Annotated in this window: 25 protein-coding genes; 16 read left to right on the top strand and 9 right to left on the bottom strand. The window is 71.6% G+C overall.

Translation table 11 applies throughout. From position 1 onward, the window contains the following. Positions 1–54 precede the first annotated feature (54 nt). Both C4V41_RS42560 and C4V41_RS42555 read left to right on the top strand, forming a co-directional pair. Positions 55–1,473: an aldehyde dehydrogenase family protein gene (locus C4V41_RS42560; RefSeq protein ID WP_103961724.1), complete on the top strand. Its 1,419-nt coding sequence runs from the start codon at positions 55–57 to the stop codon at positions 1,471–1,473. Positions 1,474–1,652: 179 nt separating this feature from the next. Further along, positions 1,653–2,498, top strand: coding sequence for an aldehyde dehydrogenase family protein (locus tag C4V41_RS42555; RefSeq protein WP_103961697.1), 846 nt, complete (start codon positions 1,653–1,655; stop codon positions 2,496–2,498). Positions 2,499–2,518: 20 nt separating this feature from the next. Here C4V41_RS42555 and C4V41_RS42550 read toward each other — a convergent pair whose 3' ends face one another. Next, the gene (locus tag C4V41_RS42550) at positions 2,519–3,961 is read right to left on the bottom strand and encodes an amidase (RefSeq protein WP_103961696.1); all 1,443 of its coding nucleotides are present in this window, start codon (positions 3,959–3,961) and stop codon (positions 2,519–2,521) included. Between the two features lie 56 nt (positions 3,962–4,017). Between C4V41_RS42550 and C4V41_RS42545 the strand changes: the two genes are divergently transcribed. After that, positions 4,018–5,196: a threonine synthase gene (locus C4V41_RS42545; RefSeq protein ID WP_103961695.1), complete on the top strand. Its 1,179-nt coding sequence runs from the start codon at positions 4,018–4,020 to the stop codon at positions 5,194–5,196. Positions 5,197–5,338: 142 nt separating this feature from the next. Here the strand turns inward: C4V41_RS42545 and C4V41_RS65565 are convergent, their stop codons facing one another. The 3 genes from C4V41_RS65565 to C4V41_RS42535 are packed head-to-tail and all read right to left on the bottom strand — an operon-like array spanning position 5,339 to position 8,281. Continuing rightward, complete coding sequence (locus C4V41_RS65565) at positions 5,339–5,467, bottom strand: hypothetical protein (protein ID WP_268808793.1); 129 nt, start codon at positions 5,465–5,467, stop codon at positions 5,339–5,341. After that, positions 5,464–7,908, bottom strand: a complete 2,445-nt coding sequence (gene hrpB, locus C4V41_RS42540; RefSeq protein WP_103961694.1) for an ATP-dependent helicase HrpB — start codon at positions 7,906–7,908, stop codon at positions 5,464–5,466. The genes C4V41_RS65565 and hrpB overlap by 4 nt, the downstream gene beginning before the upstream one ends. Further along, positions 7,895–8,281 (bottom strand): ArsR/SmtB family transcription factor, encoded by a 387-nt coding sequence (locus C4V41_RS42535; protein ID WP_103961693.1) that lies wholly within the window; start codon positions 8,279–8,281, stop codon positions 7,895–7,897. Before C4V41_RS42535 ends, hrpB begins: the two co-directional genes overlap by 14 nt. 86 nt (positions 8,282–8,367) lie before the next feature. Here C4V41_RS42535 and C4V41_RS42530 point away from each other — a divergent pair, with 86 nt between their 5' ends. The 3 genes from C4V41_RS42530 to C4V41_RS42520 all read left to right on the top strand — a co-directional run bounded on the left by C4V41_RS42530 (position 8,368) and on the right by C4V41_RS42520 (position 10,779). Continuing rightward, positions 8,368–9,519 carry an MFS transporter gene (locus tag C4V41_RS42530; protein ID WP_103961692.1) on the top strand — a complete coding sequence of 384 codons (1,152 nt, stop codon included), beginning with the start codon at positions 8,368–8,370 and terminating at the stop codon, positions 9,517–9,519. 94 nt (positions 9,520–9,613) lie between these two features. Next, positions 9,614–10,009, top strand: a complete 396-nt coding sequence (locus C4V41_RS42525) for a hypothetical protein (RefSeq protein WP_146103998.1) — start codon at positions 9,614–9,616, stop codon at positions 10,007–10,009. Positions 10,010–10,089: 80 nt separating this feature from the next. After that, positions 10,090–10,779, top strand: coding sequence for a hypothetical protein (locus C4V41_RS42520; protein WP_103961723.1), 690 nt, complete (start codon positions 10,090–10,092; stop codon positions 10,777–10,779). Here the strand turns inward: C4V41_RS42520 and C4V41_RS42515 are convergent. Together C4V41_RS42515 and C4V41_RS42510 are read right to left on the bottom strand one after the other, a co-directional pair. Continuing rightward, on the bottom strand, positions 10,748–11,575 hold the full coding sequence (locus tag C4V41_RS42515; protein ID WP_200824601.1) for an undecaprenyl-diphosphate phosphatase: 828 nt from the start codon (positions 11,573–11,575) through the stop codon (positions 10,748–10,750). The two genes, C4V41_RS42520 and C4V41_RS42515, sit on opposite strands and share 32 nt — an antisense overlap. Positions 11,576–11,677: 102 nt before the next feature. Further along, complete coding sequence (locus C4V41_RS42510) at positions 11,678–12,565, bottom strand: MurR/RpiR family transcriptional regulator (protein WP_200824593.1); 888 nt, start codon at positions 12,563–12,565, stop codon at positions 11,678–11,680. A 116-nt stretch (positions 12,566–12,681) separates the two neighbouring features. Here C4V41_RS42510 and C4V41_RS42505 point away from each other — a divergent pair, with 116 nt between their 5' ends. Genes C4V41_RS42505 through C4V41_RS42480 form a run of 6 tightly spaced genes read left to right on the top strand, consistent with a single transcriptional unit; the run spans position 12,682 to position 18,911 of the window. Then, the gene (locus C4V41_RS42505; RefSeq protein WP_235030729.1) at positions 12,682–13,815 is read left to right on the top strand and encodes a C45 family autoproteolytic acyltransferase/hydolase; all 1,134 of its coding nucleotides are present in this window, start codon (positions 12,682–12,684) and stop codon (positions 13,813–13,815) included. Continuing rightward, the gene (locus C4V41_RS42500; RefSeq protein WP_200824592.1) at positions 13,812–15,419 is read left to right on the top strand and encodes an ABC transporter substrate-binding protein; all 1,608 of its coding nucleotides are present in this window, start codon (positions 13,812–13,814) and stop codon (positions 15,417–15,419) included. Before C4V41_RS42505 ends, C4V41_RS42500 begins: the two co-directional genes overlap by 4 nt. Before the next feature lie 4 nt (positions 15,420–15,423). Continuing rightward, a complete protein-coding gene (locus C4V41_RS42495) occupies positions 15,424–16,338 on the top strand; it encodes an ABC transporter permease (RefSeq protein WP_200824591.1) in 915 nt (304 codons plus the stop codon). Next, entirely contained in the window at positions 16,335–17,177 is an 843-nt protein-coding gene (locus C4V41_RS42490) for an ABC transporter permease (protein WP_103961687.1), read from the top strand. Before C4V41_RS42495 ends, C4V41_RS42490 begins: the two co-directional genes overlap by 4 nt. Then, a complete protein-coding gene (locus C4V41_RS42485; RefSeq protein ID WP_103961686.1) occupies positions 17,177–18,118 on the top strand; it encodes an ABC transporter ATP-binding protein in 942 nt (313 codons plus the stop codon). Before C4V41_RS42490 ends, C4V41_RS42485 begins: the two co-directional genes overlap by 1 nt. 28 nt (positions 18,119–18,146) lie before the next feature. Next, positions 18,147–18,911: an ABC transporter ATP-binding protein gene (locus tag C4V41_RS42480; protein WP_103961685.1), complete on the top strand. Its 765-nt coding sequence runs from the start codon at positions 18,147–18,149 to the stop codon at positions 18,909–18,911. Here the strand turns inward: C4V41_RS42480 and C4V41_RS42475 are convergent. After that, positions 18,908–19,717: an NmrA family NAD(P)-binding protein gene (locus tag C4V41_RS42475; RefSeq protein ID WP_103961684.1), complete on the bottom strand. Its 810-nt coding sequence runs from the start codon at positions 19,715–19,717 to the stop codon at positions 18,908–18,910. The genes C4V41_RS42480 and C4V41_RS42475 overlap by 4 nt on opposite strands. Positions 19,718–19,792: 75 nt before the next feature. On the opposite strand from C4V41_RS42475, the gene C4V41_RS42470 reads away from it, so the two are divergent. The 4 genes from C4V41_RS42470 to C4V41_RS42455 all read left to right on the top strand — a co-directional run bounded on the left by C4V41_RS42470 (position 19,793) and on the right by C4V41_RS42455 (position 21,943). Then, complete coding sequence (locus tag C4V41_RS42470) at positions 19,793–20,713, top strand: AraC family transcriptional regulator (RefSeq protein ID WP_103961683.1); 921 nt, start codon at positions 19,793–19,795, stop codon at positions 20,711–20,713. Continuing rightward, a complete protein-coding gene (locus C4V41_RS42465) occupies positions 20,710–21,216 on the top strand; it encodes an HAD domain-containing protein (protein ID WP_160150578.1) in 507 nt (168 codons plus the stop codon). Before C4V41_RS42470 ends, C4V41_RS42465 begins: the two co-directional genes overlap by 4 nt. Positions 21,217–21,282: 66 nt before the next feature. Beyond that, positions 21,283–21,483 carry a PspC domain-containing protein gene (locus tag C4V41_RS42460; protein WP_103961682.1) on the top strand — a complete coding sequence of 67 codons (201 nt, stop codon included), beginning with the start codon at positions 21,283–21,285 and terminating at the stop codon, positions 21,481–21,483. Positions 21,484–21,634: 151 nt separating this feature from the next. Next, positions 21,635–21,943 carry a hypothetical protein gene (locus tag C4V41_RS42455; RefSeq protein ID WP_146103997.1) on the top strand — a complete coding sequence of 103 codons (309 nt, stop codon included), beginning with the start codon at positions 21,635–21,637 and terminating at the stop codon, positions 21,941–21,943. Here C4V41_RS42455 and C4V41_RS42450 read toward each other — a convergent pair. Both C4V41_RS42450 and C4V41_RS42445 read right to left on the bottom strand, forming a co-directional pair. Next, entirely contained in the window at positions 21,927–22,658 is a 732-nt protein-coding gene (locus tag C4V41_RS42450; protein ID WP_103961680.1) for a hypothetical protein, read from the bottom strand. The genes C4V41_RS42455 and C4V41_RS42450 overlap by 17 nt on opposite strands. Next, positions 22,645–23,157, bottom strand: a complete 513-nt coding sequence (locus C4V41_RS42445; protein ID WP_103961679.1) for a SigE family RNA polymerase sigma factor — start codon at positions 23,155–23,157, stop codon at positions 22,645–22,647. Before C4V41_RS42445 ends, C4V41_RS42450 begins: the two co-directional genes overlap by 14 nt. Positions 23,158–23,215 lie beyond the last annotated feature (58 nt).

Genomic DNA, 23,215 nt, shown 5'->3' with positions numbered 1-23,215 from the left:
GGTCCCGACTACTTCACCTTGGACTAGACGATGCCCGACACGAAGTTCGACACGATGTTCGACTATGCACCGGCACCCGAGTCGCGCGACGTCGTTGACCTGAAGTCCTCCTACGGGCTGTTCATCAACGGTGAGTTCGTCGACGGCTCGGGGCCTTCGTTCAAGACCGTCAACCCGGCCACCGAGGAGACCCTCGCCGAGGTCGCCACCGCCTCCTCCGACGACGTCGACCGGGCCGTCCAGGCGGCGCGCAAGGCGTTCGGCGTCTGGAGCGCGCTGCCCGGCGCCGAGCGGGCCAAATACCTGTTCCGGATCGCGCGCATCATCCAGGAGCGGGCGCGTGAGCTCGCCGTCCTGGAGTCGCTCGACAACGGCAAGCCGATCCGCGAGTCGCGTGATGTGGACGTGCCGCTGGTGGCGGCGCATTTCTTCTACTACGCGGGCTGGGCCGACAAGCTGGAGTACGCCGGGTTCGGCAGCAGGCCGCTCGGGGTGGCCGGGCAGGTCATCCCGTGGAACTTCCCGCTGCTCATGCTGGCCTGGAAGATCGCCCCGGCGCTGGCCTGCGGCAACACGGTGGTGCTCAAGCCGGCCGAGACGACCCCGCTGACCGCCCTGCTGTTCGCCGACATCTGCCGCCAGGCCGAGCTGCCGCCCGGCGTGGTGAACATCGTCACCGGCGCGGGCGAGACCGGCGCGGCCGTCGTGTCGCACCCCGACGTCGACAAGGTCGCCTTCACCGGCTCCACCGAGGTCGGCCGCATCATCGCCAGGACGGTGGCGGGCACCGGCAAGAAGCTGACCTTGGAGCTGGGCGGTAAGGCGGCGAACATCGTGTTCGACGACGCCGCCATCGACCAGGCCGTCGAGGGCATCGTCAACGGCATCTTCTTCAACCAGGGGCACGTGTGCTGCGCGGGCTCGCGGCTGCTGGTGCAGGAGTCCGTACAGGAGGAGTTGCTGGCCGCGCTCAAGCGCCGGCTGGGCACGCTGCGCCTGGGCGACCCGCTGGACAAGAACACCGACATCGGCGCGATCAACTCGGCCGAGCAGCTCGCCAAGATCCGGCGGCTCAGCGACATCGGCGAGTCGGAGGGGGCCGAGCGCTGGTCGCCTGCCTGCGAGCTGCCCGGCAAGGGCTTCTGGTTCCCGCCGACGGTGTTCACCGGGGTCGCGCAGTCGCACAGCATCGCCCGGGAGGAGATTTTCGGGCCGGTGTTGTCGGTGCTGACCTTCCGCACGCCGGCCGAGGCGGTGGAGAAGGCCAACAACACCCCTTATGGGCTGTCGGCCGGGGTGTGGACCGAGAAGGGCTCGCGCATCTTGTGGATGGCCGACCGGCTGCGCGCGGGCGTGGTGTGGGCCAACACGTTCAACAAGTTCGACCCGGCCTCGCCCTTCGGCGGCTACAAGGAGTCCGGCTACGGCCGCGAGGGCGGACGCCACGGGCTGGAGGCCTACCTTGACGTGTGAGCATCGCCGCGCCCGGCGCGGTGAACGCCGGGCGCAGGCCACCAGAGGGCACGCCTTCGCCAGGGCGGGGCGTCCCGTACGCACCGGCTGGTACGCCCACCGCTGCGGCGTGAGCCGGTGCGGCCAGGTCTTCGTGCCGGTCCAGATGTCCCAGGAGTCCACGTGGAGGGGTCGGGGCGATGAGTAGGTTGTCGGTGCGGAAGACCTACAAGCTGTACATCGGCGGGGCGTTCCCGCGCTCGGAGAGTGGGAGGTCCTATCCCGTGACCTCGGCCAAGGGCGAGTTCCTCGCCAACGCCTCCCGGGCCTCGCGCAAGGACGCCCGCGACGCCGTGGTGGCCGCCCGCAAGGCGTTCCCCGGCTGGTCGGGCGCGACCGCGTACAACAGGGGTCAGATCCTCTACCGCGTCGCCGAGATGCTGGAAGGACGGCGCGCTCAGTTCGCGGAAGAGCTGGGCGGCGGCAAGCGGGCGGCGCTCGAACAGGTGGACGCGGCGGTGGACCGGCTGGTCTGGTACGCGGGGTGGTCGGACAAGATCACTTCGGTGCACGGGGCGGCCAACCCCGTCGCGGGTCCCTACTTCAACCTGTCCTCGCCCGAACCGTCCGGTGTGGTGGCCGTGGTGGCGCCCGACGATCCGCTGCTCGGGCTGGTGTCGGTGGTCGCTCCCGTGATCGTGACCGGCAACACCAGCGTCGTGGTGGCGTCCGAGCCCTCGCCGCTGGCCGCGATCACCCTGGCCGAGGTGCTGGCCACCTCCGACCTGCCCGGCGGCGTGGTCAACATCCTCACCGGGCAGCGGGCCGAGCTGGCTCCGTGGCTGGCGGCGCACATGGACGTCAACGGTCTCGACCTGACCGGGGTCGAGGACGATGACCTGGCGCTGCGCTGCGAGCAGGAGGCGGCCGAGAACCTCAAGCGGGTCCTGCGGCCCGCCCGTGAGGACTGGACGGGCGATCCGGGGATCGGGCGCATGACGCGGTTCCTGGAGACGAAGACCGTCTGGCACCCGATCGGCATCTGATCGAGCGGCCGCCCGGTTTCTCAGAACGAGAAGCCGGGCGGTCTCAGCGGTGGGTGGACGGCCTGGAGCTGGGCGGCCAGGCCGAGAAGGTGCGGCTCGCCGCCGGGCGGGGCGATGAGCTGGACGCCGATGGGCAGCGCGCTGGAGTGCGTGGCCGTGGGCACGGTGATGGCGGGCCAGCCGCACATGTTCCAGGCGCCGGTGGCGGGGGCGTACCGGATGTTGGTCAGGGCGTTGCGCAGGAAGCCGCGCTCGCCCCAGCGCTCGGCCTTCGGCGGGATGGCCGCCAGGGCGGGCATGATCAGGATGTCGGCGTCGCCGAACCACTGGTCGGCGCCGTAGCCGCTCCAGCGCTCCCGGCCGCGCACGCCGTTCAGCTTGAGCGCGCCGAGCACCCTCCCGACCCGGGCCAGCCCTCTCGTACGCCGTTCGAGGCGCTGCCGGTCGAGCCCGTCGGCGGACAGGGCCGCCCGGACGAGCCAGGTCGAGATCGTCGACGGACCGAGCCAGGCGGGCAGCCGGTGCCCGTGCTCGACCACCGTGTGCCCGGCCAGCCGCAGCGTCTCGGCCGCCCCGCGCACGGCGGACTGGAACTCCTTGTCCATGGACAGCCCAGGGGGTAACGGCTGCGGCGCGTACGCCACCCGCAGGTCGAACGGCTCCGGGCTGTCGGGCGGCGGCACCGGCTCCCACACCTCGTCGTCGTCGGCCCAGACCGAGCGCAGCATGCGCGGCGGGGGCTCGACCCGTCGGCCGCCGCGCCACGCCTCGGCCAGCGACGGGTCGGCGGCCAGCACGGACAGCGCGAGCGCCAGGTCCGCGGCGGTCCTGGCCAGCGGGCCGTTCTCGGTCAGCCGGTCCCAGTCGTCGGCCGGCGGGGGCACCACGCCGGTGCCGGGCTTGATGGCCAGCACGCCGCAGCAGGCCGCCGGTATGCGCAGCGAGCCCATGCCGTCGTTGCCGAGCGCGATCGGCACCATGCCCGCCGCCACGGCCGCGGCGCTGCCCGCCGACGAGCCGCCCGCCGTACGGGAGGGGTTCCACGGGTTGCGCACGATGCCGTAGGCGCTGTCGCCGAGCGCGACCAGCCCCAGCTCGGGCAGGTTGGTCAGGCCGACGACCACCGCGCCGGCCGCGCGCAGGCGGGCGACCGTCACGTGGTCTTCGAGCGCGGGCGCGTCCGGCGTGACGGCGGAGCCGCCGCGCGTGGCCTCGCCGGCCACCTCCAGGTTGTCCTTCACCGCCACCGGTACGCCCGCCAGCGGCAGATCGGCCAGGTCGCGGCGTTTCTGCAGCGCCTCGGCCTCGTCCACGGCCTGCTCTCTGACCAGCCGGAACGCGCCCACCCGGGGCTCCCGCTCCGAAATGACGTGAAGATGTTCCTCGACGACGGTCGCGGCCTTCACATCCCCATTCCGGACGGCCGTCGCGATTTCGATGGCGGATCTGCCTGCCCACAGCATGACTAGAGTGTGCAGGTTTTCACTCTTGGTTGCGAGGCTCGATAGGCTCGATTGGCGTGAACGGACCTTCGCTTGCTCTGCGCCAGCGCTCCCTGGGCGACCCTTCGGCCGAGTTCCCGCTGTTCCCGCCGCTGACGCGGGGTTGCCCCAAGACCAGCACCGACGAGATCGCCTATCCGCTCGAAGTCGCCTACGACTACGCGCGGGTGGACAGAGGCCTGTTCACACAGGAGCCCGGCACGGACATCGCGCGGTGGTCGCCACTGCTGCCACCGCTCGAAGCGCCCACCTTGGGCGAGGGTGGCACTCCGCTGCTGCCGTTCGAGGACGTGTTCATCAAGGACGAGTCGCGCAATCCGACCTGGTCGCACAAGGACCGGCTGAACCGCGTCGTGGTCAGCGCCGCCGTCGCCTCCGGCGCGCCGGGCGTGGTCGTGGCCTCCTCCGGCAACCACGGCGCCTCCGCCGCCGCCTACGCGGCCCGCGCCGGGCTGCCCGCGATCGTGCTGACCTCGGCGGACTCGCCGCCCGCCGTGCAGGATTTCGTGCGCGCGTACGGGGCCAAGGTCGTGTCCGTGCCTCCCGAGGCGCGCTGGCCGCTGCTGCGGGAGATCGTCGACCGGCTCGGCTACCACCCGGTCAGCAACCAGACCGTCACGCACACCGGGCACCCGTTCGGGCCCGAGGGCTACAAGACGATGGCGTACGAGCTGTTCGTGCAGCTCGGCAGGGTGCCGGCGGCCGTGTTCGCCCCCACCGGCTACGCCGAGCTGCTCTTCGGCATGTGGAAGGGGTTCGTGGAGCTGCAACTGCTCGGGCTGGCGGAGCGGGCGCCGCGGATGTTCTCCTGCGAGACGGCTTCGGGCGGCCCGCACGCGCGGGCGCTGGCCACCGGGGCGCCCGCCGCGATCGTCGAGCTGGGTCCCAGCGACGCGTACGGCATCTCCGGGACCGTCGGCGGGCACCGGGGCGTGCTGGCGGTGCGCGACAGTGGCGGTGAGGCCGTGCTCGTCACGGACGAGGAGATGCGCCGGGCCCAGCGGGATCTGGCCCGGCAGGGGATGTGGCAGGAGCTGTCGGGGCTGGCGGGGGTGGCCGGATACCGCAGGCTGCGGCGGGACTTCGACGGGCCTGTGGTGTGTGTGGCCACGTCCAGCGGGTTCAAGGACCTCGGCGTCGGCACCGAGCGCTATCCGGTCCTGGAGAACCCGACGCTGGCCGACGTCATGTCTTGAGCCAGACCCTGAGGGGGCCGATCGTGGGCGAGGGCGGGGGCAGGAAGAGGTTCTGTACGTCGCCGCCGAAGCACGCCCGCTCCCATTCGGCGATCGTGGCCGAGCACGTCGGCTTCTGTCGCGTCGGGGGAGAGGGTGACGGCTAGAGCGGGGTTCTCGCGGAGTTCGTCCAGGCTCGTCCGGTGAACGTGCCGGGGCGGCCGTGGGCACGGCACATCAGGTCACACCAGGCGGCGTTGTCACGGACGGCGGCCGCCAGCGGCTCTGTCATGGCCTGCCTTTCGTGCGGCGGGTGGGCGGGGCCGTCAGGGGGTCCTCCGGCCAGGGGTGCTTGGGGTAGCGGCCGCGCATCTCCGCGCGGACCAGGCGGTAGCCGTCGCGCCAGAACGAGGCCAGGTCCGCCGTGACGGCCAGCGGGCGGCCGGCGGGGGAGAGCAGGTGGACGAGCACCGGCACGCCCGCGATTTGGGGCGTCTCCTGCCGGCCGAACAGCTCCTGCAGCTTCGCGGCCAGCACCGGCTGCTCGCCCGAGTAGTCCACGCGGATGTGGGAGCCGCTGGGGACCTCGATGCGTTCCGGGGCCGTTCTGTCCAGGCGTTCGCTCCACGGGACCAGGCGCTTCAGGGCGTTCGCCACGTCGATGCGCTCCAGGTCGGCGCGGCGTCGGGCCCTGGACAGCTCGGGCTCCAGCCACTGGTCGGCCAGGTCGATGAGGGCGTCCATCGGGGGCCAGGGGGCGCCCAGGGCTCGGTGACAGAAGGCCAGGCGGTCGCGTAGGTCCTTGGCCTGTTTCGTCCAGGTGAGGACCTCTTCGGTGCGCAGGCCGTACAGGATGGCGGGGCGGACGTCGGCGTCCTTGAGCGGGGTGGCGGACAGCTCGATCGCGCCGAGCCGTTCGACCGTGCGGGCGGACACGTCGCCCCTGCGCTCGCCCGGCGGGACCCGCCAGGTGATCTCGTCCTCGACCGTGGTGCCGGTCGCGAGGCGGGCGGTGGCCTCGTCGATGACCACGGCCTGCCGGACGCGCGCCGAGGCCGAGCCCGTGGGACGGTCGGCGATCGCGATCGCCAGCCATTCGGCGGTACGCAGCTTGGAGCCCTCGGGAAGCTGGGCCTCGGTGCCGGACGCCATGAGATACCCGCCACCCCTACGGCGCGCCACCCGCTCGGGAAACGCCAGCGCCACCGCCATCCCCGCCAACTCGTCATCGGTGCGGACCACGGGGGCGGCTTGGCGCCGGGTGGCCGTGCGGCGTAGGCGGGTCGTTTCCTGGCGCCAGCGGGCGGCGAAGCCGGTGCCGCCGCGGCGGGCCGCGCGCAAGACCTCCACCAGGTCGTCGGGCACGTCGCGCGGAAGTTGCTCCGACAGCAGGGCCACCACCTCGGCGGCGGCCGGGCCCAGGTCGAGCAGGACCCGCGCCAGCCGGGGATGCACCCCGGCGAGCACCATCCGCCGCCCCCGCTCCGTGACCCGCACAGGCCCCGCGGCCGGGGTCCGGGGTTCGTCGGCGGCCGGTCGTACGGAGTCTGTGAGGGCGCCGAGGGCCCGCAGGGTGCGGGTGGCGCCGGCCATCGCGGCGGGTGGGGGCGGGTCCAGGAGGGCCAGGTCTGTCGCGTCCGGGACGCCCCAGCAGGCCGCCTGCAGCGCGAACCCCGTGAGGTCCGCGAGCGCGATCTCCGGCCGCGCGTGGTCGGCGAGGCGCTCGTGCTCGGCCTCCGTCCAGCAGCGGTAGACCGTGCCGGGCGCCTCACGCCCCGCCCGTCCCGCGCGCTGGCCGGCCGAGGCTTTGGAGACCCTGACCGTGGTGAGCGAGCCGAGGCCCCGGGCATGGTCGGTGCGCGGCTCCCGGGCCAGCCCGCAGTCCACCACCGCGCGCACGCCGGGCACGGTCAGGCTGGACTCGGCGACCGACGTGGCCAGCACCACCCTGCGGACCGCACCGGGCGACAGCACGGCGTCCTGGACGTGTGGCGGCGCCTGGCCGTGGACCTGGAGGACCTCCACGCCGCTCAGCAGGCCGGCCACCCTGGCGATCTCGCCCACGCCGGGCAGGAAGCACAGCACGTCGCCGTCCTGTTCGGTCAGCGCGCGGCGGACCACCGAGGCCACGTGGGACAGCAGCGCGGGGTCCACCCGCAGGCCGTGGGGCGGGGCGACGGGGCGGTCCGGCGGGCACCAGATCGTCCGGACGGGGTGCGTGGTGCCGGTGGCCGCCACGATCGGGCCGCCGAGCAGGGCGGACCAGGGGCCGGCGTCGGCGGTGGCGGAGGTGGCCAGGAGACGGAGGTCGGGGCGGAGGGTGTCGCGGACGTCGAGGAGGAACGCCAGCGCGGTGTCGGCGTCGAGGTGGCGTTCGTGGCACTCGTCGAGGACGACCGCGTCCACTCCGGTCAGTTCCTGGTCCCGCTGGAGGCGTTGCAGCAGCACGCCGGTCGTGACGACCTCGACCATGGGGTTCGCGCCCGTGTGCCGTTCGCCCCTGATCGTGTAGCTCACGCCCATCCGCCGGGCCGCCGCGCGTACGGCCAGCCGCCGTGGTTCGGCCACCAGCACCCGCAGGCCGGTCTCGGCCAGCGCCAGCGGCACCACCGTCGTCTTGCCGGTGCCCGGCGGGGCGGTCAGCACCGCGCTGCCGTGCCGGTCGAGAGTGGCGAGCAGTTCGGGCAGCACGTGCCGGATGGGCAGCGCGCCGGCCGCGTCAGGAGCCGGCATGAGCCTCGATCCCGAGACTCCCGAGGTTCCCGAGACTGCCGGAGCTCCCGGGGTCCCCGAGGCTCGGCCGTGTCGCGGAAAGGATCGAGCCGAGCAGCCCGGGGAAGCGGGCGTCGAGGTCGTCGCGGCGCAGGCTGATGTATTTGAGCCGCCCCTCCTGCTTCGACATGATCACGCCGGCCTCCCGGAGCGCCCGGTAGTGGTGTGAGGCGGTCGACTTGTGCACGCCGAGCGCGTCGCCCGCCGTGCCGCACGTCATCTCCCCGCACTCGGACAGGCGGAGCACGATCTCCAGCCGGATGGGGTCGGACAGCGCCCGCAGCACCTCTGTGAGCTGGATGTCCTCCGTGGCGGGGTGCGGTAGCAGGCGCATGGGGAAACCCTACCTCCGTCTTATTGTTTGACAACGATCCAACTATACGTCAGTTTGATGTGCGTCCAACTTTTGCTGGAGGCCCCATGAGTTCGCGGCTCTATCCGCTCGCCGTCGGAAATTTCGCCATAGGTACGGGCATGTTCGTGACGGCCGGCCTGCTGCCGCCCATCTCCGCCGACCTGAAGATCTCCCCGTCGGCGGCGGGGCAGTTGATGACCGTGTTCGCGCTGGCGTACGCGGTGTTGTCGCCGTTGCTGGCCGCCCTGACCGCGCGGTTGTCGCGTAAGACGCTGTTGCTGGTCGCCCTGGGGGTGTTCGTGGCCGGGAACGTGCTGACCGCGCTGGCGCCGACGTACCCGATGGTGCTGGCGACCCGGGTGGTGGCGGCGGCGGGGGCGGCCATGTTCACGCCCACGGCGTCGGGCGTGGCGAACGCCCTGACCGCGCCCGAGCGGCGGGGGCGGGCGCTGGCGCTGGTGATGGGCGGGCTGACCGTCTCGTCGGCGATCGGCGTGCCGCTGGGGACCTGGCTGGGGGCCGCGTCGAGCTGGCGGGCCACGTTGTGGATGGTGGCCGGGCTGGGCGTGGTCGGGTTCATCGGGGTGGCGGCCATGGTGCCGCAGGTCAGGATCGCGACGTCGGGGCGGTTGCGGGAGCGGTTCGCGCCGCTGCGGGATCGGCGGGTGCTGGCGGTGCTGGGGTCGCAGCTGCTGATGTTCGGGGCGGCGTTCAGCGCCTACACCTACATCGGGTCGCTGTTCGACCTGCCGCTGGCCGCCGTGCTGTGGGCCTGGGGGGTCGGCGGGATCGTGGGCAACCAGCTCGGCGGGCGCCTCACGGACGCGTACGGGCCGCGCAGGGTGGTGCTGGTCAGCATGGCGGCGGGCACGCTGTTCATGGCCCTCATCCCCGTCGCGAACCTGGCGTTGCCGATCGCGCTGGCGTGGGGGTTCCTGTGGGGCGCGCTGGGGTGGCTGGCGGGGCCGTCCCAGCAGTTCAGGACCGTGGCGGCGGTGCCGGACAACGTGCCGATCGGGCTGGGGCTGCTGTCGTCGGCGCAGTATGTCGGGCTGTTCCTGGCGGGGATCGCCGGGGGCGTGGCGCTGGAGTCGTACGGCAGGATCGGGGTGGTCGTGCTGGCGACCGGGCTGGGCCTGGTGGCGCTGGTCTTCACGCTGGCCACCTATCGGGAGGCGGCGGTCTCCTCCTCCAAGGTGAGCGTGCCGGTCAGGTAGCGCTGGAGCGCGGGATCGACGCCCGCCGCCCCGGCCACGTCTCCGGGCGGTGAAATGAGCTCGTCGCGCCTCGGTGTCGTCCAGAATGTCGGATGTGTCAGACGAGCCCATCCCTGTGCCTCTCGATGAGGAGGACCCGCGCGACCAGCCGGCCCCCTTCGGCGCCGTCGTCCTGCTGACCGCCGCCTCCGCGGTGGCGGTCATGGCGCTGGCCGTGACGCTGTCGCAGCCGCCGGGGTTGAAGTTCCTGCTGTTCGGGCCGATCGCGCTCGTGGTGTTCGAGGTGGTCGCGTACGAGGTCTACTGGCGACGGTGGTGGGGCGCCCTGCCGGGGGCGGTGGCGGGGCTGGCCGTCTATTTCGAAGGGCGCGTGGCGCTGGCCGACGTCATCGGTGACACCTGGGCGCACCCCATCGCGTACGTCACCGCCTGGACCCTCTTCGCCGCCGTCTTCGCCGTGTGCAGCCGTTACCCCCGCTCCGTGACCTGATCTTCTCCGCCGCGCAGGGGAGGCCCGATCGCCCCGCAGGCGGACGACGGGCGGTGGGCCCGGCGCCTACCGTCGGCGCCATGTTGAACAATCAGGTGGCCTTCCGGCGCGTCGCGGCGGGAGCCCTGCTCATCGTGGCCCCGCTGCTCCAGGCCGTCGCCGTCGTCGTCGATCCCGGCACCTGGGGCGACGACCGGGAGGCGGTCAGCTTCGGCGCTAACCCCGCGCTCGCCCAGATCCAGTCCGTGCTCTATCACTGGAGCTGGATGCTCATGGCCGTGGCCGTACTCGGCCTCATGCACCTCACCAGGCGCAAGGCCGTCCGGCTCGGCCACGTGGCCGGGGCGCTCACGATGATCGGCTATCTGCAGTTGTCCGGGCTGCTGCTGAGCGACCCCGTCGAGTGGTGGCTGGGGCAGCGCCACACGCCCGAGGAGGCGCAGCGCATCATGGACGAGATGCTCGGCCTGCCCGGCGTCGTCTTCGGCTTCCAGATGCCGTGGATGTTCTTCGGGTTTCTCGGGCTGCCGGTGCTGACCGCGGCCGTGTGGCGGGCCGGGTTCGTGGGCTGGTGGGCGCCGCTGGTGGTGGCGGCCGGCTATCTCGGGTCGTTCGCGGTGCCGTACGGCCCCGGGACGGTGCCGTTCTGGATCGCGCCCGTCGCCGCCCTGGGCTGGATCGGGCTGAAGATCCTGCGCATGGGCGACGAGGCGTGGGCGGACTACTATCCGGCGCGGGTCAGGCCTGAGGCGGAATCCAGCCGAGTGTGACCGCGAGGATGACGAAGAAGCCGAGGACGATCCGGTAGATGACGAAGCCGGTGAAGCGGTGGGTGCTGATGTAGCGCAGGAACCAGGCCACGGCGGCGTAGCCGACGATGAACGAGATGATCGTGGCCAGGATCGTCGGCCCCCAAGCGGGGGCCTGGCCCTCGCCGATCTCGGTCAGCTCCAGCGCGCCCGACGCCAGCACCGCCGGGATGGCCAGCAGGAACGAGTATTTGGCCGCGTCTTCGCGGCGGTAGTCGAGCAGCAGGCCGGCGGTCACGGTGCCGCCCGAGCGGGACACGCCGGGGACCAGCGCCAGCGACTGGGCGAAGCCGTAGATGATGGCGTGGGTGAAGCTGAGGTGCTTCTCCAGCGTCAGCTTGTTACGGGCGGTGTGGTCGGCGAACCACAGGATGACCGCGAAGACGATCAGCGTGGTGCCCACCAGGCGCAGGTCACGGAAGGGGGACTCGATCTGCTCCTTCAGCACCAGGCCGAGCACGCCGATGGGCAGGGTGCCGACGATGATGTACCAGCCCATGCGGGCGGCCCAGTGCCTGCGCAGCTCCTTGTTGAACAGGGAGCGCGTCCAGGTCGAGATGATCTCCCAGAGCTCCTTGCGGAAGTAGATCAGCACGGCCGTCTCGGTGCCGAGCTGGATGACCGCCGTGAACGCCGCCCCGGGGTCATCCCAGCCGGCGAAAGCGGAGACCACACGGATGTGGGCGCTGGAGGAGATCGGCAGGAACTCCGTCAGCCCCTGGACCAACCCCAGGATTACCGCTTCTAGCCAGCCGATCACGACGACACCTTTCCGAGCGCGGGATGCTCAGAGGATCGTAGTGGCTCCGTGGCCGCCGGATTCCGCCGAAGCTCGAAGGCCGGGCAATACGCCTGATGTTCACCTGCCGGTCGGGCGCGGGCCGAGGAGCTGTTCACGTAAGGCGCTGAGCTGATGGGAGTGCTCGACCGAGCGGGACTCGTCGAGCGAGTCGAGCGCCAGCAGCAGCGCGTCGGCCACGATGATGCCGGTCAGCGGCTCGGCCGTGATGCCCGTGGGCGTGTGCGGGGCCGCCAGGACCGCGTCGACGCGGTCGGCGAAGGGGCCGACGAGCTCGTCGGAGATCAGCACGATGCCCGCGCCCACCGCGTGGGCCCGGTCGATCAGCACGGTGATCTCCTTGAGCCTGCGGGCCGGCTGGAAGATCACCAGGGCCTCGCCGTGCGCGAGCCCGAGCAGGTCGTCGGCGAGCGTGAACCCCGTCGCCGACACGGCGCGCGCCCGGTGGCCGCGCCGGTTGAGCTTGAGCGCCAGGTGGTGGGCGGCCGGCTCGGAGGCGCCCGCGCCGTAGACGAACACGCCCGGCGCGTTGACCAGCAGCTCCACCGCCTTCTTGAACGCCTCCGCGTCCAGCAGCCTGCTGCAGTGCTCGATGCGCTCACGGGCCTCGTCGAAGACCCGCTCCCAGATGCCCGACAGGTCCTGGCCGACGTGGCTGATGCGCTGCTTGAGCCGGATGTCGGGAGCGACCGCCGAGGTGAACTCGGCCGCCAGCGCCCGCTTCAGCCCCGGCAGGCCGCCGAAGCCGAGCCGCTGCATCGTGCGGACCACGGTGGCGTTGCTGGTGCCCGTCGCGCTGCCCAGCTCCTGGGCGCTGGCGAACAGGATCTGCTCGGGCGAGGCGGAGATCAGGTAGTGGCACACCGACCGCTCAGCAGGGGACAACTCCTCCCAAAGCTGCCTGACCTGCGCCCTGAGCTGCTCGATCGGGCTCGGTGTATTTTCCATTACGGCTCTTGACTCCCGTGTAGCGCTCATTACTCTTGGCCTTGGAAACGACCGCTACAGACTCGCCGCCTCCTGAAATGAACGTTACAGGCTTTCGGCCGGTCCAAGGAGCACCATTGAGCCTCACCTCCCTGCCCCTCGTCGAGATCTCCGGTGCTCCCCGTGAGCGCGGGCGGCAATACGGCGAGCAGGCCCGCGAGCGCATCGAGCGGGCGCTGACCTACTACGCCGAGGCGTTCGCGCACTCCAGCGGCCTGTCGTGGGAGCAGGTCGTCGAGCGCGCCACGCGCTGGGTCGAGCCGAGCCGGGCGTTCGCGCCCGAGCTGGTCGAGGAGATGGAGGGCATCGCCGAGGGCGCCGGGGTCGGCTTCCTCGACGTGCTCGCGCTCAACGCCCGCGGCGAGATCATCTACGACACCACGTTCAGCTCCATGGAGCCCGACGGGTGCACCTCGTTCGCGCTGATGAGCGAGGCGTCCGGCGACGGCCACGTCTACGCCGGCCAGAACTGGGACTGGCGCGACGGGGTGCGCGGCACGCTGATGGTGCTGCGGGTGGTCCAGCCGGGCAAGCCGACGGTGATCATGCATGTCGAGGCGGGGCAGGTCGGGCGGCAGGGGGCCAACTCGGCGGGCATCGCGCTCAACGCCAACGGGCTCGGCGGGCGCTTCGACGACGCCGTGGGTGTGCCGCAGACGCTGATCAGGCGGCGGGTGCTCGACAGCGACAACCTCAACTCCGCCCTGGAGGCGCTGACCAAGTCGCGGGCCCACATCGCCAGCAACGCGCTGGTCACGCACCGCGAGGGGTTCGCGATCGACCTGGAGACCACGCCGGGCGCGGTCGGCTGGATGTATCCGACCGACGGGCAGCTCGTGCACGGCAACCACTACCAGGCGTTCGTGCCGGCGCAACTGGCCGCCACCTACCGGCCGACCTCGACCGACTCGCTGTTCCGGGTGCCGCGGGCCGAGGGCGGGCTGCGTACGGTGCGCCAGTCGTCCGGCACCGACGAGGCCCGCAAGCGCATCAGGGCCGCCATGTCCGACCACCTGGGCTACCCCGAGTCCCTCTGCACCCATCCCGACGAGACCCAGCCCGCCGTGAAGCGGTGGGCGACCCTGCTGTCGAGCTGCGTCGACCTCACCACGGGCGACTACTTGATCGCGGCCGGCACGCCCTGCGACCACGAGTACGAGCGCGTGCCCTGGAACCTCTACGACGGACCGCATGGAGAAGTGACCCCGTGAGAAAACTCATCCCCCTGATCGGGCTGGCCGGTCTGGTCGCCGCCTGCGGAGGTCCCGCCGCGACCACCAAGGCGCCCGACCCCGCCAAGCTCACGCTGGTCGAGCGCACCGCCAAGGCGGCCGGGCCGCTCGACGGCGCCGTCTGGATGCTCGACAAGGAGCCCGGCACGCTCGACCTCGACGCCGACGGCGCCACCGCCAACCGCACCGTCATGGCCAACGTCTGCGAGCGCCTCATGCAGACCCAGCCCGACATGACGGTCAAACCATGGCTGGCCGAGAAGGCGGAGCAGCCCGATCCGAAGACCATGGTGCTCACGCTGCGCCAGGACGCCACCTTCCACGACGGCTCGCCGGTCACGGCCGACGACGTGGTGTGGAGCCTGAAGCGGCACGCGGGCGAGGGCATGGACGAGTCCGACGAGTTCGAGGACGTCGAGTCGGTCGCCAAGACCGGCGAGCACGAGGTCACGATCGCGTTCAAGAAGCCCAACGCGCTGTTCGTGCAGGCCATCGCGGGCGGCGCGGGCATCGTGCTCAACCAGGAGGTCGTGGAGAAGCTCGGCAAGGAGTTCGGCACGCCGGGGCACGAAGACGCCTGCAGCGGCCCTTACCGGCTGAAGGAGTGGGCCTCCGGCTCGAAGTTGACGATCGAGCGTTACGACGCTTACTGGAACAAGGACGTCAAGCCGCTCACCAAGAGCGTCACGTTCCAGTGGGCCTCCGACACGGCGCTGGTCAACAGCCTGGTCACCGGGGCGGCGCAGGGCGCCTACCTGACCGACACCGGGCCCGCGGTGGCGCTGCAGGCCAACCAGGCGGTCAGCGTGGCCTATGGCGCGACCACCCGGGTGTTCGTGCTGCTGCCCACCGATCGCGGCGTGCTGAAGGACCCGAAGATCCGGCGGGCGCTGTCGCTGGCCGTCGACCGGGCGGGCATCGCCAAGTCCGGGTTCGCCGGGCTGGCCAGGCCGTGGAAGGTGCCGGTGGGGGTCGGGGCGTGGTCCTACGAGAAGGAGGCGTTCCAGGCAGCCTACGACCAGCTCCAGGGCGCGCCCGAGTCGCCGCGGTTGGAGGAGGCCAAGAAGCTGGTCCAGGAGGCCGGGTCGCCCAAGGAGTCGATCGTCGTGGCGACCGACGGCGAGCAGTATCGCTCGGTCATCGCCAACGCCGTCGTCGACGCGGCGAAGAAGATCGGGCTGACGGCGGAGATCAAGACCGTGCCGGCGTCGGAGTTCGGCAGCTTTTATACGGATAAATCACTCCGCGCCCAGGTCGACCTCGTGCCCGACGACTGGTACATCACCAAGTCCGACCCCATCGGCTTCTACGACAACGGCCTGACCGGCTCGGCCAACAATTGGGTCGGGTTCAGCTCGCCCGGCTACGACAAGCTGGTCGCCAAGGCGCTGGAGACCACCGACGACGCGGCCCGCGCCAAGGACGTCATCGAGCTGCAGCGGCGGTTCACCGCCGACATGGTGTGGATCTCGCTGGTCGAGGTGCCCAACGCGGTCGTGCTCGGCGGCAAGGTGACCGGGCCGCCCGCCTCCCAGGTCCACATGAGCTATCCGTGGGCGGCCGACCTCGGGGCCAAGGGCTGAGTCGGTGGTCCGCAAGCTGGCGGGGCTGGTCGCCACGCTGCTCGCCACCTCGTTCGTGATCTTCGGGGCGTCCTACGCGGCGCCTGGCGATCCGGTCACGTTCCTGGCGGGCGGCAAGGAGAACCTGACGCCCGAATACCTGGCGGCGATCCGCGCCCAATACCACCTGGACGATCCGTTCCTGGTGCAGTACGCGCGGTGGCTCGGCGACGCGGTGACCGGCGACCTCGGGCGCTCCACGCAGTACAACGACCAGGTCGGCGACCTGCTGCTGGCCCGGCTGCCGAGCACGCTCGGGCTGGTGGCGTACGCGGCGGTGCTGTTCGTGGTGTTCGGGATCGCGCTCGGGGTGCTGGCGGCGGTGCGCGGCGGCCGTACCGACTCGGCCGTCGTGGCGGGCACCACGTTCGCCACCTCGGTGCCGGCGTTCGTCGTCGCCACGGTGCTGATCTCGCTGTTCGGCGTGCAGCTCGGCTGGTTCCCGGTCATGGGCGGCGGGTCGCTGTGGCACCTGACGCTGCCCGCCGTGACGCTGGCGCTCGGCGCGCTGGCCATCATCAGCCGCGTGACCAGGCAGTCCATGATCGAGCAGCGCGAGCTCGACCACGTGACCGTGGCCCGCGCCTCGGGGCTGACCGAGCGGCTGATCGTCGTCAGGCACGTGTTCAGGGGCGCGCTCGGGCCCATCGTGACCATGTGCGGGCTGGTCACGGCCGGCATGCTCGCGGGCACGGTGACCGTGGAGACCGCGTTCGGGCTCAACGGCATCGGCTCGCTGCTGGTGAACGCGATCAACACCCACGACTTCCCCGTGACGCAGGCGGTGCTGCTGCTCATGGTCACCGCGTACATCGCCGTGACCACCCTCGTCGACCTGCTGCAACCGCTGATCGATCCCCGAGTGAGGAGGCGGGCATGACCACGGCGATCGCCACGCTGTCCCCCAAGGCCGCGCGGCCCCTCGGCTACTGGTCGGCCACCGCCTTCCTCGGGCTGGTCGTGGTCGCGGCGGCGCTGGCGCCGCTGGTGGCGCCCTACGAGCCCGACGCGGTCGACTTCGCCGCCACGCTGGCGCCGCTGTCGCCCGACCACCTGCTCGGCGCCGACCAGTCCGGCCGCGACCTGTTCTCCAGAGTCCTGTACGGCGCCCGCACCTCCCTGATCGGCCCCCTGGCGCTGCTGGCCATCGCCTCGGTCCTCGGCGTCGCCCTCGGCACGCTGGCCGCCTGGCACCGGGGCTGGGTGGACGCCGTGGTGTCCCGGCTGACCGACGTCATGTACGCCTTCCCTGGCCTGCTGTTCGTGGTGCTGATCGTGGCCGTGTTCGGCAACGGGATGACGACGGCGGTGGTGGCGCTCGGGCTGGCGTACACGCCGACGATCGCCAAATACACCCGCAGCGTCGCGCTGGCCGAATGCCGCAAACCGTACATCGACGCCTACCGGGTGCAGGGCATGGGCGGGTTCACCATCTGCGTCCGGCACCTGGTGCCCAACCTGGCGCGCTCGATCGTCGGCTACCTGGTCGTGCTGTTCGGCGAGGGGCTGATGAGCCTGGCCACGCTGAGCTTCCTCGGGTTCGGGGCGCAGCCGCCGTCCTCCGACTGGGGGCTCATGGTCAAGGAGGGGCAGCCGGCGATCGTGCAGGGGGCGTTCCTGCCGGTGCTGGTGCCGGGCGTGGCCATCGCGCTCGTGGTCGTGTCGTTCAACGTGATCGGCGTGCGCCTGGCCGACCGCATGGGTGTGAGGGGATCGTGATGCTGCTCTCGGTGGACGGGCTGACGATCGAGGCGGGCGGCCGGCGGCCGATCCTGCGTGAGGTGTCGCTCACCGTCGGCAAGGGCGAGATCGTCGGCCTGGTGGGCGAGTCCGGCTCGGGCAAGTCCACGATCGCCCGCTCGGTGCTGCGCCTGCTGCCCTCCGGCGCGCGGGTGTCGGGCCGGGTGGCGGTCTCCGGCGACGACGTGCTCACCATGTCCCCGGCCGCGCTGCGCGACCTGCGGGCCTCCCAGGTCGCGATGATCTACCAGGACCCGCGCTCGTCGCTCAACCCGGTCCGCAGGATCGGCGACTTCCTGACCGAGCGCATGGTCCTCACGCTGGGCCGCCCCAAGGCCGAGGCCCGCGCGCGGGCCCTCGACCTGCTGGCCGCCGTCGGGATGCGGGATCCGGAGCTGCGCATGCGGCAGTATCCGCACGAGCTGTCCGGCGGCATGCTGCAGCGCGTGGTCATCGCCGCCGCGCTGGCCGCCGACCCGGCGCTGCTGCTGGCCGACGAGGCGACGAGCGCGCTCGACGTCACCACGCAGGCCGAGACGCTCGCGCTGCTGCGCCGGGTGCAGGCGGAGCGGGAGCTCGGCATGCTGTTCATCACGCACGACCTGCACCTGGCGGCCGCGTTCTGCGACCGGGTGCACGTGCTCTACGCGGGGACGGTGGTGGAGTCGCGACCGGCCAAGGAGCTGTTCGAGGATCCGCGCCACCCTTACACGGCCGGGCTGCTGGCCTGCACGCCCGAGCTGGGCGACCCGCGGCCGCTGCGCCCCATTCCCGGCCGGCCGCCGTCCCTGGACGACGCCTTCGCCGGCTGCCCGTTCGCGCCCCGTTGCCCATCCGTCGCGGCGGGCTGCGACACGTGGGTGCCGGAGCCCGTGCCCGTCCCCGGCGGTTCCGCCGCCTGCCGTCTGGTGGAGGCGTGATGCTCGCCGTACGAGAGGTGGAGGCGTGATGCTCGCCGTACGCGACCTGTGCAAGACCTACGCCGGTACGCCCGCCGCCGACGCCGTGTCGTTCGACCTGCCCGCCGGGGGCTCGCTGGGCCTGGTGGGCGAGTCGGGCTCCGGCAAGACCACGATCGCCCGCATGCTCGTCGGCCTCGTCACCCCCGACTCGGGCACGATCGCCGTCGACGGGCGGGAGCGGCCCCTACGTGAGCGCGGCAGGGCCGCCAGACTGCGGCGGGCCCGGGAGATCCAGATGGTGTTCCAGGACCCCTACCTGTCCCTGGACCCCCGGCTGACCGCCGCCGGCTGCCTGCGCACGGCGCTCAGGCTGCACGGCAAGGCCCCGGCCCGGGCCGCCGAGCTGCTCGACCAGGTCGGGCTCGGCAAACGTGAGGCGGAGGCCCGGCCCCACCAGCTCAGCGGCGGCCAGCGCCAGCGGCTGGCCATCGCCAGGGCGCTGGCCGTGGAGCCGTCGGTGCTGGTGCTGGACGAGGCGGTGGCCGCGCTCGACGTGTCGATCCAGGCGCAGATCCTCGAACTGCTCGCCCGCGTGCGCGCCGAGTCGGGGGTCGCGCTGCTGTTCGTCAGCCACGACCTGGCGGTGGTCCGGCACCTGTGCGACGACACGCTGGTGCTGCACCGGGGGGTGGTGGTGGAGCGGGGGCCGGTGGCGCGGGTGCTGGCCGAGCCGGAGCACCCCTACACCCGGCTGCTGCTCGACTCGGTGCCCCGGCCCGGCTGGGATCCGGCCAGGGTGGTGCGACTTTAGGGCTTCCACACGTGGGCGTTGGCCCTGGCGAAGTCGGCGAAGTCGCGGGCCGGGCGGCCGAGGGCCTCCCGCACGCCGTCGGCCACGCTCGCGTTGCGGCCGTCCAGGATCTCGGTGAACAGCGCGGCCAGGCCGTGGGCCTCCTCCTCGGGCACGCCCTGGGCGACGGCCGTGGCCACATACTCCTGCGGCTCCACCCGGACGAATGAGATCGGCCGCCCGGTCGCCCGGCTGAACTCGCCGGCCACGTCCTCGAACGTCAGCAGCCTCGGTCCCGTCAGCTCGTACAGCCTGCCCGCGTGCCCCTCCTCGGTGAAGGCCGCCACGGCGACGTCCACGATGTCCTCCACGTCCACGAACGGCTCCGGGATGTCGGCGGCGGGCAGCGCGATGACGCCGTCGAGTATCTGGCCGACCAGGAAGCCCTCACTGAAGTTCTGCATGAACCAGCTGCAGCGCAGGACCGTCCAGTCGGCGCCCGAGTCCCGCACGGTGTGCTCGCTCGCCTGCGCCTCCGCCTCGCCGCGGCCGGACAGGAGCACCAGCTTCCGTACGCCGCCGTCCACGGCCAGCCGCGTGAACGCCTTGACGTCGTTGTACGCGCCCGGGAAGGCGAGGTCGGGATAGTAGGAGATGTACACCGCCGTGACGCCGTCGAGGGCGGGCTCCCAGGTGGCGCGGTCCTGCCAGTCGAACGCCGGAGTGGCGGAGCGGGAGCCGGTCCGTACGGGGAGGCCGAGTGCGGTGAGCCGGTCAGCGATGCGGCGGCCGGTCTTGCCGGTCCCGCCGAGTACCAGGATTGTCATGAATACAGTAAGTCACCATACCGATAAGACTCTCCATGGTTGAGAAGCGCAATCCCATATGCGATCGTCTAGCCCATGGATCAGCTCGCGGCGCTACTCGACGGCCCGAGGGCCCGCGGCGCCTTCCTCCTCCGCTCGATCCTGGATCCGCCCTGGTCACTGCGTATTCAGGACGAGGCTCCGCTGTCGGTGACGGCGCTGGTGCGGGGAGAGGCGTGGATCGTGCTCGACGGCGGGCAGCCGGTGCGGATGCGGCCAGGGGAGGTCGCGATCAACCGGGGGCCTGAGCCGTACATGGTGGCCGACGACCCCGGCACCGAGCCGCAGATCGTCATCCACCCCGGCCAGCACTGCACCACGCTCGACGGCGAGTCGCTCTACCAGGCCATGGACCTGGGCATCCGCACGTGGGGCAACAACCCCGACGGCGAAACCGTGCTGCTCACCGGCACCTACAACCTGGAGGGCGAGGTCAGCCGGCGGCTGCTCGAAGCCCTGCCGCCGCTGATCGTGCGGCCGGGCGACCCGGTCATCTCGCTGCTCGGCGCGGAGATCGTCAAGGACGAGCCGGGGCAGGAGGCGGTCCTCGACCGGCTGCTGGACCTGCTGCTCATCGCGGTGTTGCGCGGACATTTCGCCACCCACGAGGCCCCCGGCTGGTACCGCGCCATGAGCGACCCCGTGGTCGGCAAGGCGATGCGGATGCTGCACAACAACCCGGCGCACCCGTGGACGGTCGCCGTCCTGGCCGCCGAGGTGGGCGTGTCGCGGGCGTCGCTGGCCAGGCGGTTCACCGACCTGGTGGGGGAGCCGCCGATGTCGTTCCTGACCGACTGGCGCCTGGCCCTGGCCGCCGACCTGCTGCGCGAGCCGGACGCGACGATCGGCTCGGTGGCCAGGAAGGTCGGGTACGGCAGCCCGTTCGCGCTCAGCGCGGCCTTCAAACGCGTGCGCGGCGTCAGCCCGCAGGAACACCGGGCCGGAGCCGCTAAGTGAAACCTCTGCTCCTGCTCGACGTGGACGGCGTGCTGAACCCCATGTCCCGCCCCACGCCCGACTTCCACCGTTACCGCTGCACGGTCGGCGCCGAGGTCTACACCGTCCACCTCAACCCCCGGCACGGCCGCCGCCTGATCGACCTGGCCCTCGCCACCGGCTCCGAACTGGTCTGGGCGACCACCTGGGAAGAGCACGCCAACGAGTGGATCGCGCCCAGAATCGGCCTGCCCTCACTCCCCGTCATCCCGATGCGGCCCGGTGAGCCGAGCGAGCACGGGGAGATGTTCAAGACCCGGCACGTGGCCGACTATGTGGGGGGCCGCCCGTTCGTCTGGTTCGACGACCAGGTGTGGGCGGAGGACGAGGAATATCTCAGGGTGCATCAGGGTCTGGCTGACTTCCTCCTCATCCACGTGGACCCCGGGCGTGGACTGACCAGCCGACATCTGGGAATGGCTCATGAGTGGCTGACCCTTACAGGGTTTTCTCAGGGTTCCTGACGGGAGTCCTGCGGCCGGGTCGTCCGTTCTAGGAGATAGGTCGCAACACCACACGGAGGAAACAGCATGTACCGCTCACGAGAGCACAGGATCCTGGCCGGCGTCTGCGGCGGTCTCGCCGACAAGATGGGCCTTCCGCCCACCCTCGTACGGATCCTCTGGCTGCTGCTTTCGCTCATCCCGGGGCCGCTCTGGGTGGTCTACGTCGTGATGTGGATCCTCGTCCCGGAAGAGCCGAAGGGCTACCGTACGACGAACGCCGCATAGGCATATGCGATCATCGTCCCCATGACATCGACCAGAAAGGGCCATGCCGCGTAGGCGCCCTTCCGAGGTCCGTGCACCGGGATCGATGTGCGGCGCCCACAGAGCCCTGATCCATGAGGTTCCCGGGCTCGGCCGCCGCCCCATGGCCGCCGTGATCGCTCTCGAACACACCCGCATGTGGCCGGGTGTGGTGGGGGCGAGCCTGGTGGCCTGGCAGGAGGCGGTCCTCATCGGGACCGCCGACCGAGTCGTCGGCAGATGCTTGTGCGAGGAGTGCACGGGGGACGCACCTCGCCGGCGACTCCACCGGGCTCTCACCGCCCTGCCGTCGTGGGCCGGACCGTACCTGTACGGGCTGGTCCTGCCCATCGACCACTACTACCTGAGCCGGACCGCGCCGAATCCGTACGCGCCACCCGATCGGCCATGGTGGCAGCGGCGGCTCATCCGGCCGGGGTGAGGCCCTCGGCGATCTTCTTCAGCTCGGCCGTGACGGCCGCCGCGCCGGAGAACTCCTTGGCGTACACCGGGCTGAACATGATCTCGGCCCACCGCGTGTCGCTCATCTTGAGGAAGAGCGTCGGGGTGCCCTTCATGCCGTCCTCGCCGACGTTCTGGACCGCCAGGAAGCCGGTGCGGTCGCCGATGGCCACCTCCTCGCCCTCGCCCTCGTCGCGGAGCCCCAGGAGGCGGTCGCTCACCTCCTGGACGGCCTGATCCTCGTACATGTAGATCTGGACGCGGTAGTGGCCCTCCTCGTCACCCGGGGCGTTGTACGAGGTCGTGTACCGGTCACCGAGGTCCAGCGACCAGCGGGACCACCGCAGCCCCTTCGGCAGATAACCCACCCTGACCTGCCCGAACGCCCGCCCGTCCCCCAGGTCGCCGAGGTCGCGCGAGTCGGAGCGCGCGGGCGGGACGTCGTCGATGGCGGGCGGCTCCGGCGTCATGGTGACCGTGGGAGGCTCCTGCCCGGTCGTGGCCACGGTGCCGGCGGCCACGAACGCGATGGGCGTGGCGACGACGGCCACCGACGCGGCCAGCGCCGCGAACCTGGCCCTCTTCCGCCTGGTACGCGATGAGCGCACGACCCGTTCCACCAGGTCGGGCGCGGCGTGCAGCGAGGCGGTCTCGTCCGCCATGAGCCGCCGGATCTCGTCCTCAAGCGCGGGCATTCCTGACCACTCCTTCCACTGCTTCGCGGCCGAGCGCCGTACGGAGCTTCGCCATGGCCTTCGACGTCTGGCTCTTGACCGTGCCGACCGTGCATCCGAGCACCTCGGCGGTCTGGGTCTCGCTGTAGTCCTCCCAGTACCGCAGGACGATCACCGCGCGCTGCCGGGGCGGCAGCGCGCGCAGCGCCTCCATGAGCACGTGGCGCAGGTCGACGTCCGTCGCGCGCACCGGTGTCTCCGGCGGGCTGTACATGGGGATGATCTTGAGGATGGCCCGGCGGCGGGCCCGGCTGATGGCGGCGTTGATGATGACGCGGCGTACGTAGGGCTCGGGGCTGTTGTGGCGCACCCGATCCCACTGCCGGTACGTCCGCTCCAGCGCCGTCTGCAGCAGGTCCTCGGCCTCCGTCTGGTCGCCACAGGCGAGGTAGGCCACCCGCAGCAGACTCGTGGCACGCGCCGCCACGAAGGCGCCGAAGTCGTGCTCCGGGCCGCTCACGGCTGTCTGTCCGATTTCACGCCTCCTAATACGCCTCGGCCGTGCCAACCGTTGCCCG

This window comes from Nonomuraea solani (assembly GCF_900108335.1).
In the GTDB taxonomy this organism is placed as follows: Bacteria; Actinomycetota; Actinomycetes; order Streptosporangiales; family Streptosporangiaceae; genus Nonomuraea; species Nonomuraea solani.
Note: the sequence above shows the minus strand (reverse complement) of the source record. Positions and strands in the feature narration are given on the sequence as shown.

Coding starts and splice junctions, on each gene's coding strand:
- C4V41_RS42560 (WP_103961724.1), top strand. CDS start 55: ATGTTCGACTATGCACCGGCACCCGAGTCGCGCGACGTCGTTGACCTG.
- C4V41_RS42555 (WP_103961697.1), top strand. CDS start 1,653: ATGAGTAGGTTGTCGGTGCGGAAGACCTACAAGCTGTACATCGGCGGG.
- C4V41_RS42550 (WP_103961696.1), bottom strand. CDS start 3,961: ATGCTGTGGGCAGGCAGATCCGCCATCGAAATCGCGACGGCCGTCCGG.
- C4V41_RS65565 (WP_268808793.1), bottom strand. CDS start 5,467: ATGACAGAGCCGCTGGCGGCCGCCGTCCGTGACAACGCCGCCTGGTGT.
- hrpB (WP_103961694.1), bottom strand. CDS start 7,908: ATGCCGGCTCCTGACGCGGCCGGCGCGCTGCCCATCCGGCACGTGCTG.
- C4V41_RS42535 (WP_103961693.1), bottom strand. CDS start 8,281: ATGCGCCTGCTACCGCACCCCGCCACGGAGGACATCCAGCTCACAGAG.
- C4V41_RS42530 (WP_103961692.1), top strand. CDS start 8,368: ATGAGTTCGCGGCTCTATCCGCTCGCCGTCGGAAATTTCGCCATAGGT.
- C4V41_RS42520 (WP_103961723.1), top strand. CDS start 10,090: ATGTTGAACAATCAGGTGGCCTTCCGGCGCGTCGCGGCGGGAGCCCTG.
- C4V41_RS42510 (WP_200824593.1), bottom strand. CDS start 12,565: ATGGAAAATACACCGAGCCCGATCGAGCAGCTCAGGGCGCAGGTCAGG.
- C4V41_RS42490 (WP_103961687.1), top strand. CDS start 16,335: ATGACCACGGCGATCGCCACGCTGTCCCCCAAGGCCGCGCGGCCCCTC.
- C4V41_RS42485 (WP_103961686.1), top strand. CDS start 17,177: ATGCTGCTCTCGGTGGACGGGCTGACGATCGAGGCGGGCGGCCGGCGG.
- C4V41_RS42480 (WP_103961685.1), top strand. CDS start 18,147: ATGCTCGCCGTACGCGACCTGTGCAAGACCTACGCCGGTACGCCCGCC.
- C4V41_RS42475 (WP_103961684.1), bottom strand. CDS start 19,717: ATGACAATCCTGGTACTCGGCGGGACCGGCAAGACCGGCCGCCGCATC.
- C4V41_RS42470 (WP_103961683.1), top strand. CDS start 19,793: ATGGATCAGCTCGCGGCGCTACTCGACGGCCCGAGGGCCCGCGGCGCC.
- C4V41_RS42460 (WP_103961682.1), top strand. CDS start 21,283: ATGTACCGCTCACGAGAGCACAGGATCCTGGCCGGCGTCTGCGGCGGT.
- C4V41_RS42450 (WP_103961680.1), bottom strand. CDS start 22,658: ATGCCCGCGCTTGAGGACGAGATCCGGCGGCTCATGGCGGACGAGACC.